Annotated in this window: 16 protein-coding genes; 11 read left to right on the top strand and 5 right to left on the bottom strand. The window is 37.7% G+C overall.

Annotated features, from left to right (window positions below; translation table 11 throughout):
- Positions 1 to 53: 53 nt before the first annotated feature.
- Genes CNR22_15855 through cyoE form a run of 3 tightly spaced genes read right to left on the bottom strand, consistent with a single transcriptional unit; the run spans position 54 to position 2,349 of the window.
- Positions 54 to 785, bottom strand: a complete 732-nt coding sequence (locus tag CNR22_15855; protein PBQ33187.1) for a cytochrome oxidase subunit III — start codon at positions 783 to 785, stop codon at positions 54 to 56.
- 26 nt (positions 786 to 811) lie between these two features.
- Positions 812 to 1,426, bottom strand: coding sequence for a cytochrome oxidase subunit III (locus tag CNR22_15850; protein PBQ33186.1), 615 nt, complete (start codon positions 1,424 to 1,426; stop codon positions 812 to 814).
- Between the two features lie 11 nt (positions 1,427 to 1,437).
- Positions 1,438 to 2,349, bottom strand: coding sequence for a protoheme IX farnesyltransferase (gene cyoE / locus CNR22_15845; protein PBQ33185.1), 912 nt, complete (start codon positions 2,347 to 2,349; stop codon positions 1,438 to 1,440).
- A 190-nt stretch (positions 2,350 to 2,539) separates the two neighbouring features.
- On the opposite strand from cyoE, the gene CNR22_15840 reads away from it, so the two are divergent.
- The 9 genes from CNR22_15840 to CNR22_15800 all read left to right on the top strand — a co-directional run bounded on the left by CNR22_15840 (position 2,540) and on the right by CNR22_15800 (position 12,196).
- Complete coding sequence (locus tag CNR22_15840; protein PBQ33184.1) at positions 2,540 to 4,276, top strand: hypothetical protein; 1,737 nt, start codon at positions 2,540 to 2,542, stop codon at positions 4,274 to 4,276.
- Between the two features lie 92 nt (positions 4,277 to 4,368).
- Positions 4,369 to 5,244 carry a phosphorylase gene (locus CNR22_15835; protein PBQ33183.1) on the top strand — a complete coding sequence of 292 codons (876 nt, stop codon included), beginning with the start codon at positions 4,369 to 4,371 and terminating at the stop codon, positions 5,242 to 5,244.
- 3 nt (positions 5,245 to 5,247) lie between these two features.
- Positions 5,248 to 6,060, top strand: coding sequence for an orotidine-5'-phosphate decarboxylase (pyrF, locus tag CNR22_15830; protein PBQ33182.1), 813 nt, complete (start codon positions 5,248 to 5,250; stop codon positions 6,058 to 6,060).
- Between the two features lie 79 nt (positions 6,061 to 6,139).
- Positions 6,140 to 6,451 carry a hypothetical protein gene (locus CNR22_15825; GenBank protein ID PBQ33181.1) on the top strand — a complete coding sequence of 104 codons (312 nt, stop codon included), beginning with the start codon at positions 6,140 to 6,142 and terminating at the stop codon, positions 6,449 to 6,451.
- Positions 6,452 to 6,668: 217 nt separating this feature from the next.
- Positions 6,669 to 8,918, top strand: a complete 2,250-nt coding sequence (locus CNR22_15820; protein PBQ33180.1) for an RNA-binding transcriptional accessory protein — start codon at positions 6,669 to 6,671, stop codon at positions 8,916 to 8,918.
- A gap of 32 nt (positions 8,919 to 8,950) precedes the next feature.
- Positions 8,951 to 9,697, top strand: a complete 747-nt coding sequence (aroE, locus tag CNR22_15815) for a shikimate dehydrogenase (protein PBQ33179.1) — start codon at positions 8,951 to 8,953, stop codon at positions 9,695 to 9,697.
- 6 nt (positions 9,698 to 9,703) lie between these two features.
- A complete protein-coding gene (locus CNR22_15810; protein ID PBQ33178.1) occupies positions 9,704 to 10,351 on the top strand; it encodes a hypothetical protein in 648 nt (215 codons plus the stop codon).
- Between the two features lie 40 nt (positions 10,352 to 10,391).
- Positions 10,392 to 11,708: a hypothetical protein gene (locus CNR22_15805; protein ID PBQ33177.1), complete on the top strand. Its 1,317-nt coding sequence runs from the start codon at positions 10,392 to 10,394 to the stop codon at positions 11,706 to 11,708.
- 2 nt (positions 11,709 to 11,710) lie between these two features.
- A complete protein-coding gene (locus CNR22_15800; GenBank protein ID PBQ33176.1) occupies positions 11,711 to 12,196 on the top strand; it encodes a cell division protein in 486 nt (161 codons plus the stop codon).
- Between the two features lies 1 nt (position 12,197).
- Here CNR22_15800 and CNR22_15795 read toward each other — a convergent pair whose 3' ends face one another.
- The gene (locus CNR22_15795) at positions 12,198 to 12,770 is read right to left on the bottom strand and encodes a hypothetical protein (protein ID PBQ33175.1); all 573 of its coding nucleotides are present in this window, start codon (positions 12,768 to 12,770) and stop codon (positions 12,198 to 12,200) included.
- 623 nt (positions 12,771 to 13,393) lie between these two features.
- Entirely contained in the window at positions 13,394 to 14,245 is an 852-nt protein-coding gene (locus CNR22_15790) for a hypothetical protein (GenBank protein ID PBQ33174.1), read from the bottom strand.
- 80 nt (positions 14,246 to 14,325) lie between these two features.
- On the opposite strand from CNR22_15790, the gene CNR22_15785 reads away from it, so the two are divergent.
- Together CNR22_15785 and CNR22_15780 are read left to right on the top strand one after the other, a co-directional pair.
- On the top strand, positions 14,326 to 16,047 hold the full coding sequence (locus CNR22_15785; protein PBQ33173.1) for a DNA polymerase III subunit gamma/tau: 1,722 nt from the start codon (positions 14,326 to 14,328) through the stop codon (positions 16,045 to 16,047).
- Positions 16,048 to 16,062: 15 nt separating this feature from the next.
- The gene (locus CNR22_15780; GenBank protein PBQ33172.1) at positions 16,063 to 19,005 is read left to right on the top strand and encodes a peptidase M16; all 2,943 of its coding nucleotides are present in this window, start codon (positions 16,063 to 16,065) and stop codon (positions 19,003 to 19,005) included.
- The last annotated feature ends 35 nt before the right edge of the window (positions 19,006 to 19,040 follow it).

Genomic DNA, 19,040 nt, shown 5'->3' with positions numbered 1-19,040 from the left:
ATTTTTTTTATTGAACAATTCTTTTGCTTAAAACGTTTAACGTGTATCTTAACCTATAACAGGTAAAAGAAAGTAAATACAAATACCCATACAAGATCTACAAAGTGCCAGTAAAGACCAACCTTTTCAACCATTTCGTAATGACCTCTGCGTTCGTAAGTTCCTTTAATAACGTTTAAGAAAATAATGAAATTTAATACTACCCCACTAAATACGTGAGTTCCGTGAAAACCAGTAATAAAGAAGAAGTAATTTGCAAATTGCGGAACACCATATTCGTTCACCGTCATGTTAGCTCCATGAACTGTTTCCTTCACATAAGAATAAACTGCAGGATCTGTATTAAACACGCTGCGTAAAGCACCAGTATCTGTACCGATAATGAAGTGATACCACTCCCATGCCTGTGAGCCAACGAAAGCCGCACCACCAACAATGGTCCAGAACATCCAGGTAATAACACCTTTCCTGTCCATACGGTGACCAGCTTCAACAGCTAGTACCATGGTAACAGAAGACATAATGAGAATAAAAGTCATTAACCCCACATAAGCCAAAGGAATATGCGCTTCCACAAACGGAAAGTGAGTAAATACATGTTCTGCTTTTGGCCAAATGTCAGCATACTTGTGACGGATAAAACCATAAGATATTAATAAACCTCCAAAAGTTAAAGCATCGGATACAAGGAAAAACCACATGAATATTTTTCCGTAACTAAGGTTAAAAGGCGATCTGCCTCCGTCCCATGCTGCCTTTGAATCAATTTCTACTGAATGAGCCATAAAAAGTTAAATTTTCAGATGCAATATTAGCGATAATTATATAAAAACAAAAACAAATATATCCATAACAGATCAAGAAAATGCCAATAGATTGCGGTGAGCTCTATTCCAAGGCTGTTAGCCGAAGAATATTTTTTCAACAATGATTTTGTTAGTGATACTGCCAGCGCGATAAGTCCGCCTACCATGTGCGCAAGATGCACCAACGCTATCAAATAAAGAAATGACCCGGAAGCGTTTGCGTATTTTCCTACAAAATAAATTCCCTGGGCTGTTAACTGTTTCCAAGCCTCAATTTGAGTGAAAAAGAATGCGATCCCCAATCCTAAAGTTAGAAATAAAAAAAGACTTGTCAGTGTATGCTTGTCTTGTTTGATCGCCCTCTGAGCAAGATACATGGTTAAACTACTCGTGACTATAATAACGGTACTGATAATAGAGATCGCTGGCAAATGAAAAACAAGCCAGTTGCCGTTATCGGCCCTAACTACATAAGCACTCGTTAAGCCCGCAAAAAGCATGACTATACTTACAATTCCAATATACAATAGGGGTTTAGCGGCTTTGCGCTGTGCCGACTTAAGTTCCGCTTTGTGCGGATTAACTTTTGCTGAAATTTTATCTGTTTTAATTGCTTCCAAGGTTTTAAGTATTAAGCTTTGGTCATTAATGCAATTTGCACCAATGGTAAATATATAAGTGTAACAAAAAATAATTTTCTGGCGTGTTCGGTTGTGGGAACTCTATAAAAATTGTAAGCCTGCAACAACAGCGCAAACCCACAAATCACGCAGGCAAGAGTACTTATCAGGCCAACAAAATGAAATACGAAAGGTAAAATACTCATCATTAATAAAAATACGGAATAAAGTAAGATCTGGAATTTTGTAAACTCATCTTTCCCCCCGGTGGATGGCAATAAATGAAAATCTGCTTTTGCATAGTCGTCGTTGTATACCCACGCTAATGCCCAAAAATGAGGGAACTGCCACACAAACTGGATCAGAAACAGCAACATCGCGAAAAAACTTATTTCTCCAAAACCGCTGCTGGAAGCAACGCCGCCTATCAGTGTTGGTAAGGCTCCTGGAAATGCACCGACAAAAACCGCAAAGGGTGTTTTACGTTTTAATGGCGTGTAAACTACTGCATATAAAAGAATGCTTACAAAACCAAGTATCCCGCAAAGTGGATTGGTGAACACCCATAATAAAATAGTTCCGATAATTCCTGAAATACTGCAAAATATAAAAGCTTCGTTTACCGTAAGAACTTCAGTAGGCATAGGACGTGCCTTGGTTCTATCCATTAGCTTGTCAAGGTCTTTTTCAATGATTTGATTAAATCCGTTGGCGGCTGAAGTCACTAAAAATCCTCCCAAACCCAAGGCCAAAATCTGCATCCACTGAATAGTTTCAGCAATTGTAAAATATGTGATAACTGCCGAAAAAACGACTAAACCACCCAAACCAAATTTTGTAAGCTTTAAAAAACCCGAAAATTTCGAATACGTGTCTGAATTGGCCAAAATATTACTCGCTGTAGTCCCCAAAAAACTGCGAATTTAGCATATATTTGACAATCTTACTTACAAAATTTTTAATTACGCTTCGTCGACGATTTTTAACTTTAGTCTAAAATCTACCCTAACTTGTTAAAATTAGACTTATAATAGCTATAAATTTTAACATTTTAAAAATCCAAGATTCTTTTATGTTAAATATTTTTTTACTTTTGTCGATAATCTCAAAATTATGAATAAAAATATCCTAAGAACACTTAGTGCCGGGTTATCGGTCGCAGTAATTTTAACAAGTTGCGATGGACTTGGAAAAATGATTAAAAAACAAAAGGACATTCAATATACGGTTACGCCTAACCCTATTGAAATGCATGCAGATAGCGTGCAGTTTAGTGTTAGCGGGAAATTTAGCCCAAAATTATTCCAGAAAAAGGTAACATTAACTCTTACTCCTGTGGTAAAATATGCAGGCGGAGAAAAAGCACTTAAACCAGTTGTTCTTGTTGGAGAAAAAGCAACAGCAGCGGGGCAAAAAATAGCTTATAAAACAGGTGGTTCTTTCAGCTATACTTCTGAGAAGTTTGCTTTTGAGCCAGGTATGCGCAATGCTAAAGTAGAATTACGCGGCGAAGGTTCGGTAAAGAAAAAAACCAAAAAGTTTAACGGTGTAGAACTGGCAGACGGAACTATGGCTACTTCTTTATTAGTTCGTAACGACGAGAAACCGATTATGGCAAAAGACGCTTTTGTAAAAGTGTATCCCGTAAATCAAACTACACATATTTATTATGTAATCAACCAGTCGGTTGTTCGTCCTTCTGAAATGAATACAGAAGAAATGAAAAACATTAACGCTTTCATTAAAAACAATTTAAGTAATCCTTTTTACGCATTCAAAGGTATCAGCGTTTCTGCTTATGCTTCTCCGGATGGTGAAACAGATAAAAACGAAAATTTAGCTAAAGACCGTGCTAACTCAGGTTCTGCAGCAGTGATGAAAGAATTTCAAAAAAACAAAGACAAAACTGTAACTTTTGGTAAATCAAAAGAACAATACAAAGTTGGTACTACAATGGAAGACTGGCCAGGTTTCAAAAGCGAAGTTGAACAATCTTCAATGGCTGATAAAGACTTAGTTTTACGTGTTCTTTCTATGTATTCTGATCCTGATCAACGTCGTAAAGAAATTAAAAATCTTTCTAAAACCTACACGGAATTAGCTGATAAGATTTTACCAAAATTACGTCGTGCTGAATTGACAGTTAACGTTGATAAAAATTCACGTACAGATGCTCAAATTTCTTCCCTTGCTGTTTCTGCTCCTGATAGTTTATCTGTAGAAGAGCTTTTATATGCTGCTACTTTAACTACCGACATCAACACACAAGCTCAGATTTACAAAGCTGCTGAAACAAAATACGGTACTGACTGGAGAACTTCAAACAACTATGGTGCGATTCTTTTAATGCAAAACAAAGTTGCTGAAGCAGGTGAAGCATTTAAACGTGCTGAAAAAGCAAGTGCTTCTCAACCAGCTGTAATAAACAACTTAGGTATTATTGAATCTAAAAACGGTAATCGTGTTGCTGCAATGGAACTTTACAAAAAAGCAGGTTCTGCTGCAGAAACAAAATACAACATGGGTATTATCGAAGTTCGCGACGGAAAATATTCTGATGCTGTTTCTGATTTTGGAAGCTACAATGGTCACAACAAAGCTTTAGCGCAATTATTAAGCGGTAGTGCTGGTTCTGTGAAAGAAACAATTGACGCAAGCAACGAAAAAGAAACTGCTTACAGCTATTATTTAAAAGCTGTGGCTGCTGCTCGTCAAGCTAACACTGCTGAAGTGATCAGTAATTTAAAATCAGCTATCGAAAAAGACAATGCGTTAAAAGCTTATGCTAAAGACGATGTTGAGTTCATTAAATTACGTGCAGATTCAGGATTTACTGGTTTAGTAAACTAAGAATTCTCACTATAAATTTCGAAAACCCTTCTTCCTCACCGGAAGAAGGGTTTTTTAGTTTATGGATTTTCAATAATTTAGTGCAAAATAGCATGTCACCCTTCGCCGAAACAGAGTTAATTCTCACTGACCAAAACCGGGTCTATCATCTTAATTTAAAGAATGAGGATATCGCAGATGATGTGATACTGGTAGGCGATCAAAACCGTGTCGGGGAAATTTCGAAATATTTCCAACGCCTGGATCTTAAAACAGCTAACAGAGAATTTATTACTCATACGGGTTTTTTTAACGGCAAACGCATCACCGTAATAAGCACCGGCATTGGCACAGATAATATCGACATTGTTTTAAATGAACTCGATGCAGCAGTAAATATTAATCTCGAAACCAGAGAACTGAATCCAACCTTACGACATCTGAATTTGTACAGGTTGGGAACCTGCGGCGCTTTGCAGGAAAACATTCCTGTAAATAATTTGGTAGCGAGTACTCATGGCATTGGTTTGGACGGACTTTTGACTTTTTATGCTGACTGGCATAAAATAAATGAAACTAAAATCTCAAAAGCATTTATAGAACATACATCGTGGCCGCAAAATCTTCCTTACCCCTACTGCGTGGCAGCAAGTGAAAAGTTAATGCACAAGTTTAGCGAAAACGACATTTTTAAAGGCATCACGGCTACTGCTCCTGGATTCTATGGTCCACAAGGCAGAGAGATCCGATTAAAAACTTCTAAGCCCGACCTTAATAATTTGCTGAATACTTTTACCTATCAAAACCTGCAAATTACTAACTTTGAAATGGAAACATCAGCGCTCTATGGCTTGGGAAAATTACTTGGACATGAATGCCTGACCATTTGTGTGATCATAGCAAACCGAGTACGCAAAGAATTTACTAAAGATTACACTAAGAGCATAGAATATTTAATTGAAAATTGTTTATATAAAATTGCGGGATAAAAAATGACAAGAGACGAATTAATAAATCAGATAAGAACTAAGAAAAATTTTTTATGTGTCGGTTTGGATCCAGATACGGAAAAATTACCAAAACATTTATTAGAAGAAGAAGGTGATCCCATTTACGAATTTAATAAAGCCATAATCGATGCTACAGCACCTTATTGTGTTTCTTTTAAACCGAATTCAGCATTTTACGAAGCTTATGGATTAAGTGGAATCGGGAGTCTCGAAAAAACAATTCGCTACATTAAAACAAATTATCCGGATCATTTTTTAATTGCCGACGCAAAGCGAGGTGACATTGGAAATACAAGCGCCATGTATGCCCGCGCATTTTTTAAACGTTTAAATGCAGATGCAATAACAGTTGCGCCATATATGGGCAGTGATTCAGTGAAACCTTTTTTACAATTCGAAGGCAAATGGACAATTGTATTAGGACTTACAAGTAACGAAGGCTCAGCAGATTTCCAGCAAATAAAAGTGGAAGGAAAAGATTTTTACATGCACGTGATCGAAACCTCAGCGCAATGGGGAAATGAAAATAATATGATGTTTGTAATAGGAGCTACCAAAGCAAAATTATTGGAGGATATCCGCAAAATAGTTCCGAAACACTTTCTATTAATTCCCGGCGTTGGTGCGCAGGGTGGAAGTTTGCAGGATGTTTGCAAATACGGTTTAAATTCAGATGTAGGCTTGCTGGTAAACTCAAGCCGCGGAATCATCTACGCTTCAACCGGAAAAAACTTTGCTGAAAAAGCAGGAGAAGAAGCGGAAAAAATAGCCAAAGAAATGGCGGCATTTTTATAGTACTAATTAAATTAACTAATACAGGTTATCTGGGGCGAAACCGGTAGACGAAATAAATAACTCGTAACAAGAAATTGAAATGGAAGACAATCAACAAACACAACCACATTTAGACATTGAATTAAGCGAAGAAATTGCAGAAGGAATTTATTCCAACCTGGCCATTATTACACACTCTCAAAGTGAGTTTGTAGTAGACTTTATTAAAATAATGCCAGGAGTTCCTAAGGCACGCGTAAAATCACGCATTCTTTTAACACCTCAGCACGCCAAACGTTTAGTAAAAGCCCTTGCTGAGAACTTACAAAAATTCGAACAGATCAACGGAAAAATCAAAGATCTTGACGGTGGATTTCCAATGAATTTCGGCGGACCCACTGCACAAGCTTAAACGCTTAATCGTATTAAAACTGAAGAATGCAAACTTCTTCAGTTTTTTTCTTTTCTACATTGACAACAAATTCTATGCATCCCTGTAATCGCCTAGGATGCAATCACTTGCTACTACTACCTTTCAACGTTCAATAGTTTTTTCATTTTGTTGAAAAAACAACTTTTGAGAACCGCTAAATCCGGTTATTTTTAAGAAAAATCACTACTACTACCAAATGATAAACGAAGCACGCCTCCATTTTAAAATTGCAGACTTATTAAATTTAAATTCCCGCGACGTAACGGCCACCGTAAATCTTTTAGATGAAGGAGCTACTGTTCCTTTTATCTCGCGTTATCGCAAAGAGGTTACCGGCAGCTTAGACGAAGTTCAGATCGCCCAAATTCGCGATGAAATCGAACGCCTTCGTCAGCTCGAACAACGCCGCGATTCCATTTTAAAATCAATCGATTCTCAAAATAAATTAACAGAAGAATTAAAAGAGAAGATCATGGCTGCTGAAACGCTTAGCAAGCTGGAAGATCTTTATTTACCTTATAAACCCAGACGTCGCACCAAAGCCACCATTGCTAAAGAAAAAGGACTAGAACCGCTTGCTCACTTCATTTTAGAGCAAACAAATAATTCTGTTTTTGACGAAGCTGAAAAATTTATTTCTGTCGACAGGGAAGTGCCTTCTGTTATGGATGCCCTGCAGGGCGCGCGTGACATCATAGCGGAAATTATGAGCGAAGATGCTTTGATACGTGAAAGTATGCGTGAGCTCTTCAAAAAATCAGCTACTATTAAAAGCCGTGTCATTAAAGGCAAAGAAGAAGAAGGTGAAAAATTTGAAGATTATTTTGAGTGGGAAGAGAAATTAATGAACTGCCCCTCTCATCGTTTACTGGCTATGCGCCGCGGCGAAAAGGAAGACATTTTGATTCTTGATATCACCGTTGATAACGATGAAGCTAAAGAATTGATCGAACGCAAAATGATCACTTCCCGTGGAGAAAGTGCAGCTCAGATAAAAGAGGCAATTGAAGAAGGATACAAACGTCTCTTGCAACCGAGCATTGAAGCGGAAATGCGACTTCTTACAAAACAACAGGCCGATGTAAAAGCTATTGTTGTATTCGCAGATAACTTAAGAGAATTATTGCTGGCTTCTCCACTCGGTGAAAAAACCATTCTTGCTTTAGATCCTGGTTTTAGATCAGGATGTAAACTCGTAGCCTTAAACAAAGAAGGAAAACTCCTGGAAGAGACGGTAATTTATCCGCACGAACCCCAACGCAGAACTACAGAAGCGGAAATGATCTTACTTGCTTTTTGCCAGCGTCATGATGTGGAAGCCATTGCTATTGGCAATGGAACGGCTTCCCGCGAAACCGAACAATTTGTGCGCAACATTGATGTGCTTCCTAAATCTATTCCTGTTATTGTTGTGAGTGAAGCAGGTGCGTCGGTATATTCTGCCTCAGACGTAGCGCGTGAAGAGTTTCCAGATAAAGACGTTACTGTTCGCGGCGCCGTTTCAATCGGACGTCGTCTTGCAGATCCCTTAGCAGAGCTGGTAAAAGTAGATCCTAAATCTATTGGTGTTGGTCAGTATCAACACGATGTGGATCAAACGCTTCTTAAAAATAAATTAGACGAAGTTGTTGGAAGTTGTGTGAATATGGTAGGTGTGGAATTAAATACGGCTTCAAAACAACTGCTGTCTTATGTAGCAGGAATTGGGCCCGTACTGGCACAAAATATTGTAGAATACAGAAATGAAAAAGGAGCTTTTAAATCCCGCAAAAGTTTGATGGAAGTTCCACGTATGGGAGAAAAGGTATTTGAACAGTGTGCCGGATTTTTAAGAATTCGTAACGGCATTCATCCTTTAGATAAAAGTTCTGTACATCCTGAAAGCTACCATATCGTTGAAAAAATGGCGGCAGATCAAAACTGCAGCATCGACGATTTAATCGGAGACAAAGACATTCGCAAAAAAATTAAATTAACAGATTATGTAACGGATACAATCGGACTTCCGACTTTAAAAGATATTTTTAATGAGTTGGAAAAGCCTGGACGTGATCCGCGTAAAGGTTTTGAGATTTTTAGCTTCGATGAAAACGTTCACGAAATAAAAGATCTACGCGAAGGCATGCGTCTTCCTGGAATTGTGACGAACGTAACTAACTTTGGAGCCTTTGTAGATATTGGCGTTCACCAGGATGGCCTAGTGCATATTTCTCAATTGGCTGACGAATTTGTAGACGATCCAAATAAGATTGTAAAAGTTGGGCAGCAGGTTTGGGTAAATGTAACCGAGGTAGACGCTAAACGTAAACGTATTGCATTAACCATGAAAGGTGAAACGCAAAATGTAAAGGCATCTAAACCAAAAGTTATGGTTAAAGAAGAACAATACGATCCGAATGACATGAATAGTGCTCTGGCGGCCTTAAAAAGCAAGTTTAAAAAGTAAGAAACCGGCAAGCCGGAATTTAATTAAAGTATATGAGTCATTTCGGCATTATAGGTAAATCACTTTCGCACTCTTTTTCCAAATCGTATTTCGAAAAAAAATTTAAGGAATTAAATCTTACTGATCATGTTTATGATACGTTTGAAATACCAACTATTGAGGGGCTTAAGAAAGTTTTAGAGGATAACAAAAACCTGGTAGGTTTAAATGTAACCATCCCTTACAAAGAGACAATTATACCTTTTTTAGATGAACTCAGTGCCGAAGCGAAAGAGATTGGCGCAGTTAATTGTATTCATCATGTAAACGGGAAATTTATTGGTTACAACACCGATGTGTATGGTTTTTCGCAAAGTATAAAACCCTTTCTCGACACCAATCATCAGCGTGCTCTTATTTTGGGAACGGGCGGTGCGAGTAAAGCTGTGGCATACGCCTTAAAGAAAGTGGGTGTTGAAATTTATTTCGTGACTTCTGCTTCAACAAAAAAAACCGCTAATACCTTTTTCTATTCCGAAATAAATGAACTGGTTATGAATGCATTTAAGCTTGTGGTAAACGCTAGTCCGGTTGGAACTTTTCCAAATATAGATGAAAGTCCCGCGATACCTTACCAGTTTTTAACTCCACAGCATTTAGCTTATGACCTGGTTTATAATCCAGAACAGACCTCTTTTTTAAAACAGGCAAAAGAACGTGGTTCTATTGTTGTAAACGGTTTAAGTATGTTACACCTACAGGCAGAAAAAAACTGGGATATCTGGAATCAAAAATTTTAGAGACTTATGCATTTGAACCGAGTCACTTTTTTTTTAATTTTTAATTTTTATTTATCATTTTTTCTCTATTCCCGGTCCGCCACTAACTCCGATTCTTTGCCACAAATCAAAACAGGTTGGAGATACAATTCAAGAATTCTCTCTATTGGAGTGGGCACGCAAAATACAGACATCGAAAGGTTTGCCGATTTAAAAGCAGCTCGCGATTATACAATTTCATCCATAAAAGCCTCTAATCCGCTTTACCTAAAACTTGAATTTCATGTTTCAAAACGTTTTGGCATAGGTGCAGCTCTAAATTACAACAACATGAGATATGATTATTCTTACAATGCAAGTAATGGTAATCAACCCGTCCTGGTAAAAAAAACGATAGATTATGAGGTTTACACAACTAACATAAGAGTTAATTACCATTTCCTTTATGGGAAAAAAATTGATTTTTATCTTGGAGCCGGCGCAGGTTTAAGAATAGTGGGGAACAAGAGTAAAACTAATATGAAAGAACTTTCGAGTGGTTTTGTAAAAGAGACAGAACTCACGGCCGGCCTTAGATATTTGGCGGAGGGGGTTTTTGGTTTGTACCTCGAGGCAGGGCTAACAAGATCTATCGTTCAGGCAGGACTTTCATTCAATTTAAATAAACTGCGTTAACGAGTTTATGGAATTTTTGTCTTTATGTGTCTTATAAGAAATGGGTAAATTTTTTTACATAGCTTTTCTGATTCTACTTTTGAATACGGTCTACTCTCAAAATCAAGATATTCTTTTGCGAGGAAGTGTAAAAGACGAAAACTCAAAAGAAGCCCTGCAAGGTGCAACGGTGAGATTGTCGGGCTCTCCCTTTACCGCACCAACTAATACACGGGGCGAGTTTAGCTTGCGCCTCCCTCCAAAAGAAATCTACAAACTAACTATATCGCATTACGGGTATACTACTTTGCTGAAGGATCTTAAACGAGAAAACCAGGACACAGTTGATTTTGTTTTCTATTTGGCGGTAAAGGCGTTTCCTCTCGATACTGTCCCCATCTTCGCTAAACAAGTTCCTGAAACTTTGGTAGGCAAGCCTAACTACAGTGTATATGATTTTGATTTTTATGAAGACAAGTTGATTTTATTGACTTCCGAAACTTCCCTCGATAAAGCGCAATTACAATTATCAAATTACCAGGGTAAGATTTTTTCCTATTTTAAACTGCCCAAAGGTTCAGGCATTGCAAAGAATTTTTTTCACGATTATCAGGGCTACACTGAACTGATGTGCAAGGATTCAATTTTCAGACTCGATGTTTTTAACAATGACCTGATCGTTGGCGGCGTGCCGCGCACAGAGTTTGAACGCTATGTAAAACCAATTGCCGATACACTTCGGGAAAACATGTATTACAGCAATCAATGGGACAAATACCCGTCTTTCAATTACTATTACTTAAAAGCAAATGATACAGTAAGTCATGTTCTTAATAATATTACGAACGAGGATCTGATGAAACTTTATAATTTCGAATACTATTATCTGCCAACCGCAGCCAGACTGGAAGCGAGACGAATGGCCGATTATTATAAGACCGACAAACACATTATGGCTGCTTTAATGAGCGGTTTTACCAATAGCATGTTTTACGAACCTTTGTATGCCCCACTTTTTATAATACGCGATACCATTTGTATTTTTAATCATCACAATGATTTCTTATACCACTACGATAAACAAAACAAACTCATTGATAGTGTCAAAATAAATTATCACCATCCAAAAAACTGGCGCGAATGGAAAAAGCAACTCTTTGTTGATGAACCTGAAAATAAAGTTTACGCTTTTTTTAGTAAAGACGGGCATCATTATTTGAAACAAATAAACCATCAAACTGGAAAAGAAGTACTCACCTATAAACTTCAACATCACAGCGCGGAAAAAATAAAGATCAAAGACGGCTTTGTTTATTATGTATACAGGCCATTTGGAAGTACCCAGGAAAAATTTTTGTATCGTGAAAAAATTCATTAGTTATGCCAGTCATCGAAATAGTAACCCACATACATTCAACAGCTGAAATCTGTTTTGATCTTTCTGCCAGTATTGAGTTGCATCAGCTCTCTACAAGTAGAACAAACGAAAAAGCCATTGCCGGCGTAACAAAAGGAATTATCCAACTTAACGAAACAGTTACCTGGCAAGCGACTCATTTCGGAATCCGCCAAAAGCTAACATCCGTCATAAGCAGATACGAAAGGCCACACCATTTTAGGGACGAGCAAGTTAAAGGAGCATTTAAAAAATTTACACACGATCATTTTTTTGAAGATAAAAAAGGTTTTGTGATTATGACCGACCGCTTTGAATACGCATCACCCTTAGGAATTTTCGGAAAGATTTTCAATAAACTAGTTCTTACAAACTACCTGAAAAAATTTCTTACTGAAAGAAATCAAATGATCAAAGAATTTGCGGAATCAGGAAAATGGAAAGAACTCCTCGACGAGAAAAATTATTGAATTACTTTTTGTCCTTTTTTAAAATTTCATCTGTGAAATGCTCAGTATGTTTTTCTTTTGAAAATTTTTCGGCATTGTAGTCTTTGGAAGTATTCTTTGCAATCGATAAAGATTGCCACTGATCTTCCGCAAGCATTTTACCTATAAAAATAATTTGCCCTACGTGATAGGGATAGTGAGCCAATTGACGTATAATGGCTTCCATTACGGAGTGTCCCTGGTGGCGAATGTAGATAGTCTTTAAGAAATCTTCTTCTTTTAAGTCCTCCAAAGCTTTAAATAAACAAACCCATCCTTCGTTCCAGAGTTTAAGAAGCTCTTTTTTTGTTTTCATACTCTCTTCAAATTCCCCATCTCTGTCTCGCCATTCTTTTTCACCATCACTCGTTAAAAAATCTGTCCAGCGACTGAGCATATTCCCATGAAGATGTTTTACAATAACGGCAATACTATTACTGTCTTCATTGTATTTGTAAAATAATTTTTCTTCGGAGATCTGGTCAAATGTTTTTTCCCCAAGTAATTTGTAATATTCAAATTGCTTTTTAATGCCCTCTAAAATTTCTGTATTCATAGAATAAACGTTAGTTAAAACTACCTAAACTTATAAACTAATACTAATCAACTATGCACTATACCCTAAGTGCCTCTAGTGAACTCAGTGTCTTAATGGTAAAAATCATCTATTGCCTCAGTGCCTCTTGTGAACTCAGTGTCTTAGTGCTAAAAATAATCTATTGACTACTGCCTCAGTGCTTCTTGTGAACTCCGTGTCTTAGTGGTAAAACCACCTATTGACTATACCCACAGTGCCTCGTGTGAACTCCGTGGCTTAGTGGTAAAAATAATCTATTGACTCTACCCTCAGTGCCTCTTGTTAACTCAGTGTCTTAGTGGTAAAAATAATCTATTGACTCCACCCTCCGTGCCTCTTGTGAACTCCGTGTCCTGGTGGTAAAAATCATCTATTGCCTCAGTGCCTCTTGTGAACTCCGTGTCTTGGTGGTAAAAATCATCTATTGACTATACCCTAAGTGCCTCTTGTGAACTCAGTGTCTTAGTGGTAAAAATAATCTATTGACTACTGCCTCAGTGCTTCTTGTGAACTCCGTGTCTTGGTGGTAAAAATCATCTATCCCGCAGTGCTTCTTGTGAACTCAGTGCCTTAGTGGTAAAACCATCTGTTGTCTCAAAAAACTACTCCTGAGGCTTAACCTCTTCCCTCTTTTTCCAGTTTCCATCGGGATTAGCAGCATTCGGACGAGCAGTTTCCTTTTTCTTCTCAGGCGAAACACCCTCTTCACGCAAACGATAGCCCCCGCGATCAGCTTTAAACTGTTTATAGCAATCCATTACTTTTGAATAAAGATCGAAGCCCTCGTGCGTCACAATAAAATAATCACTCACGTAATAGCAATATTTTCTAAAAGCGTAATAGTCAACATCTTTATCGCCCGTCAATCTCACAAGAATCTCTCTGCTTAATCTCCGCTGCACTTCTTCCTCCATTAAAAGGTTGTCAAAAATCTGCGCTAATTTCTGAATCTGTTTTCCCTCTTTGCTGTAGCGCATATAAAGCGCTGTAATAGGGCTGCTGGCATAATTAATAGCTTTGATCCGGCTTTTATCGATAATATCATTCATGTATTCCCTCTCGTAGGGCTGATACCGGAAAGTTGTGATATTTACCATACCCAGGTTTATAGCCATCTGGCTCATGAAGATTTTCACTTCACCCTTCTCATTTTTTTGAAGATCTTTTACAGGAATATAGAGTTTAAGAAAGCCAACATACGAACAAAGCAGCGTATCACCCGGATTTGTAGCCAGGGTAAACCTTCCATCATTATCACTCATAGTGCCATTTCCCGAGCTTTTATTGATGATATAAACAAAAGGCATTATGCTGGAGCTATCTCCCTCAAACACAGTTCCCCTTATTATTTGCTGTGCATCCGCAAGATTTGCCAGAAGACATAAATACAGCGCTATAACCCCCGAAATTTTCAATTCTCTAAAATTAGGTTTCTCCAATAAATTTATAAACATACAGTTAATAATTTAACCTTTTTTAGGCACAACTATTTTTCTTAAACCTAAGCATTAAACGTATTTTTAAAGTTCACAAAATGGACAATTTCATAGTATCAGCGCGTAAGTACAGGCCACAACACTTTAATACAGTGGTTGGGCAAAGTCACATTACCAATACTTTAAAAAATGCCATAATTACCAAACATCTTGCCCAGGCCTATCTGTTCTGCGGGCCCAGAGGTGTAGGGAAAACAACCTGTGCGCGTATTTTTGCAAAAACAATTAACTGCACCAATATTTCAAAAGACGGAGAGGCTTGCGACACTTGCGAATCCTGCGTTTCATTTAATTCGGGCGCTTCTTTAAATGTTTACGAGCTCGACGCCGCCAGCAATAATTCCGTGGATGACATACGTAACCTTGTAGATCAGGTACGTTTTGCGCCACAACTCGGGGAGTATAAAGTTTATGTGATTGACGAGGTGCACATGTTAAGTACCGCGGCTTTCAACGCTTTTCTAAAAACACTTGAAGAGCCGCCTAAACACGCGAAATTTATTTTAGCAACTACCGAAAAACACAAGATTATTCCAACGATACTTTCGCGTTGCCAGGTTTTTAATTTTAATAGGATCAAAACAGACGATATCAGTGGGCATTTAGCCTTCATGGCAAAAAATGAAAATGTCTCTTTTGAAGAAGAAGCACTTCATGTTATTGCACAAAAAGCCGATGGCGGTTTGCGGGATGCCTGTTCTATATTTGACCAGATGGTGGCCTTTACAGGCAATCACCTCACTTATAAACAAGTTGTAGAAAACTTAAACGTTCTCGATTACGATTATTATTTTAAAATTACTGATGCCTTTTTAGTACAAGGTTTGCCCGAAGTTATGCTCACCTTTGACGATATTTTGAAAAAAGGATTTGATGGACATAACTTTTTATTAGGACTTGGGGAACACTTACGTAATCTCATGGTAAGTAAGGACCCTCAGACTATCTCTTTAATGGAAATAAGCGAGAGTTTGAAACAACGCTATGCCACCCAATCACAATCCTGCAGTCTGACTTTTTTATTAAAGGCATTAGCCCTGATTAGCAAAACAGACGTTAACTATAAAAGCGCTAAAAACCAGCGCCTGCTTGTAGAAATGGCGCTTATGCAGCTCACTTTTTTAACCGCATCGCCTGATGCGGAAAAAAAAAAGGATGAATTAGAAGACTTTGAAGAAAACAACAGCGCTCCGGCCAAAACGCAACCAACTTCAACCACCAAAGTTACCGCGCTGCAAGAGCCTGAAATAAAATTCGCAAGCAAACCCAGCGTTAGTTTTGACCAATTAAAAATGAAAGCTTCCTTTAGTTTACAGGAAGTGAAAAATTACCAGAGCCTTAATCAAGCAGGCAATTCTCCGGGCGTAGAAGCTCCAGAAATAAAATTTGCCAACAAAGAAGTAAGTGCCGACGAAGTAAAAGCGGCGATAAAATTTTACGCAGACGAAAAACAAAAACAGGGTTCTCGTCAGCTTGCTACAATTCTTAACACAGCTACTGTAAACTTTGCCAATAACACAATTAACCTGGTAATAGGAAATGAAACTCAAAAAGAACAGTTACTCGTAGTGAAGCAAGACTTTGTAGATGCCATTCGCAAACATTTACAAAATAATTTAATACAACTCGACATACAACTTTCTACTGCAGAAGCTCAAACAAAAGCTTATAAGCCTGTAGATGTCTTCAAAGCTATGTCTGAGAAAAATCCAGCTCTGCTGGAACTAAAAAAACGTTTTGATTTAGAAATAGACTATTAATTTTTATCCCCGATTATGTTGAAGAATAGATGCATTCTTTTTGCCGCGCTTAGCGCATTCGCTCTTAATACAGTAGCTCAAACAAAAACCACTGTTTCACAAGCTCCAGTTTCAGCCGGAGCTCTGAAATATGAATCGTCGGCTAACGATCCTTTAAACGCGAGAATTTACACGCTCCAAAACGGAATGAAAGTATATCTCTCGGTTTACAAGAATGCACCACGCATTCAAACTTACATAGCCGTGAAAGCCGGTAGCAAAAACGATCCGGCCAACGCTACAGGGCTCGCGCACTATCTCGAACACATGGTTTTTAAAGGCACCGATGTTTATGGTACCAAAGATTTCAAGAAAGAAAATGCCGAGATAAAAAAAATAGAAATGCTCTATGAAGTATATCGTAAAAACAAAGATGAAGAACAAAGAAAGCGTATCTATCATAAAATTGACAGTATAAGCGGTGTTGCTGCAAAATATTCCATTGCCAATGAATATGATAAAATGCTTGCAACTATAGGCGCTGACGGCACAAATGCTTTTACTTCGTTTGATCAAACTGTTTACGTGAATGACATTCCCTCCAATCAGATAGACAACTGGCTGAAGATTGAAGCAGAGCGTTTTCGTAAACCTGTTTTACGCTTATTTCATACAGAGCTAGAAGCAGTTTACGAGGAAAAAAATCGCGGCATTGATAACGATGATAACAAAATCTGGGAAGCTTTATTTGCCGGACTTTTCGAGAATCATACTTACGGAACGCAAACCACCATTGGCACGATTGAGCATTTGAAAAACCCTTCTATGCTTGAAATCAACAAATATTACAATAAATACTATGTGCCAAATAATATGGCCATCATTATGAGTGGTGATTTTGATCCCGACAAAGTAATTCTTGACATTCAAAAACATTTTGGTTCTTTTCCTGTGAGAGCAGTTCCGGTATATACTTTTCAACCGGAAAAACCTATTACTCAAAAAGTCGTGAAAGAAATTCTTGGCCCTAATCCGGCCAGCGTGAACATGGCGTGGCGCTTTGCAGGCGATGGCTCAAAAGACGCTGATATGTGTACTTTACTGGCGGGTGTTCTTTTCAACGGCACAGCAGGATTAATGGATCTTAATTTAAACCAGGCTCAAAAGGTTTTAAACAGCAGTAACTTCTATTATCCATTAAAAGATTACAGTTTTTTTTATTTTAATGGTGAACCAAAGGAAGGTCAAAGTCTGGAAGAAGTGGAATCTTTGATTCTTCAACAACTTGAACTCATCAAAAAAGGCGAATTTCCTGATTGGCTGATTAGCGCTGTGGTTACAGATCTCAGGCTTAAAAGAACTAAAGCATTAGAAAATAATAATTCGCGCGCCGATGCTATGATGAATTCTTTTGTGAATGATCTTAAATGGCAAACCTCTGTAAATGCCTTAGACAGAATTTCAAAAATAACGAAGCAAGAACTTATTGAATTTGTAAAAAACAATTTTTCAGGTAGCAATTACGCCGTAGCTTACAAAAGAACGGGCGAAGACAAAAGTATTGTAAAAGTTGAAAAACCAATCATTACTCCCGTTACATTAGACCGCGATAACGCCTCGCCCTTTGTAAAAAATCTTGAGAAAACTGTTCCTAAAGGAATTGAACCTAAATTCATAGACTACGAAAAAGACATTACCAGGCTTTCGCTTAAGTCTAACATTCCAATGCTTTACAATAAAAATGTAGAAAATAATTTATTCGAACTGTATTACAAATTTGATTTTGGCAGCAACAGTAATAAACTATTTCCTATTGCTGTCAAATATATCCCATATCTCTCTACCAATGGCATGACCGCCGCGCAAATAAAAGAAGAACTGTACAAGTACGGCTGTTCTTTTAATGTATTTTGCGATAACGAAAATATCTGGATCAGCCTCTCCGGCCTTAGCGATAATTTTGAAAAAGCTGTTCAACTTTTTGAAAAAGTTCTTTCTGAACCAGTTGTTGAAGAACCTGTTTTAAAAAACCTTTTAGCTGACGTTATTAAAGAACGTAATGACAATAAACTTCAGAAACGTTTAATTCTGAATCGCGGAATGACCAATTACGCGCGCTATGGAAGTTTGAATCCTTTTTCAAATGTCTACACAGATGCTGAATTAAACAAAATCTCAACCGCCGATATTAAATCTGCCATACTATCCCTTACAAAATACCAGCACAGAGTGCTTTATTATGGTCCAGAAGAAGCAACCGGTGTAAAAGACCAGTTAAATCTTTATCACAAAACTCCGGCAGCATTGTTGCCTGCGCCTGCAGCCATTGTGTTCACTGAAAAAAAACTTGAGAATACGGTTTACGTTGTTGATTACGATATGAAACAGGCAGAAATTATAATGCTTTCAAATGGCATGGATTATTCCCGTAACGACGCTCCTGTAATCTATCTTTACAATGGCTATTTTGGTGGAGGTATGAGCAGCGTATTATTCCAGGATCTCAGGGAGTCTAAAGCCCTCGCCTATTCTACTTACTCGCGTTACAATCAACCTAATAAACTGAGTAAAAAATATTATAATCTTTCGTATATAGGCTCCCAGGCAGATAAACTGGGCGAAGCTATGAAAGGTCTGAACGATTTATTAAATGAAATGCCTAAAGCTGAAGGCTCTTTCTCCTCTGCCAAAGACATGATTCTCCAGGAAATGCGCACACAACGTATTACCAAAGCCGATATTATTTTCAACTACCTCGAAGCAGAAGATCTCGGTAACAAAACAGATATTCGTAAAGATATTTTTGAAAAAGTTCAGAATTACACTTACGAAGATGTGAAAAAATTCCAGGAACAGAACATTAAAAATAAACCAAAAACCATTTTAGTACTTGGAAAAAAAGATGGTCTCGACATGAAAGTGCTTGAACAATATGGCACCGTGAAATTTTTAACTTTGCAGGAAGTTTTCGGTTACTAAAAAGCTTTTAACTAAACTATTGACTTTCAACTATT

It is taken from the genome of Sphingobacteriaceae bacterium (assembly GCA_002319075.1).
Taxonomy (GTDB): domain Bacteria; phylum Bacteroidota; class Bacteroidia; order B-17B0; family Aurantibacillaceae; genus Aurantibacillus.
This window is presented reverse-complemented; position numbering and strand designations above follow the sequence as displayed.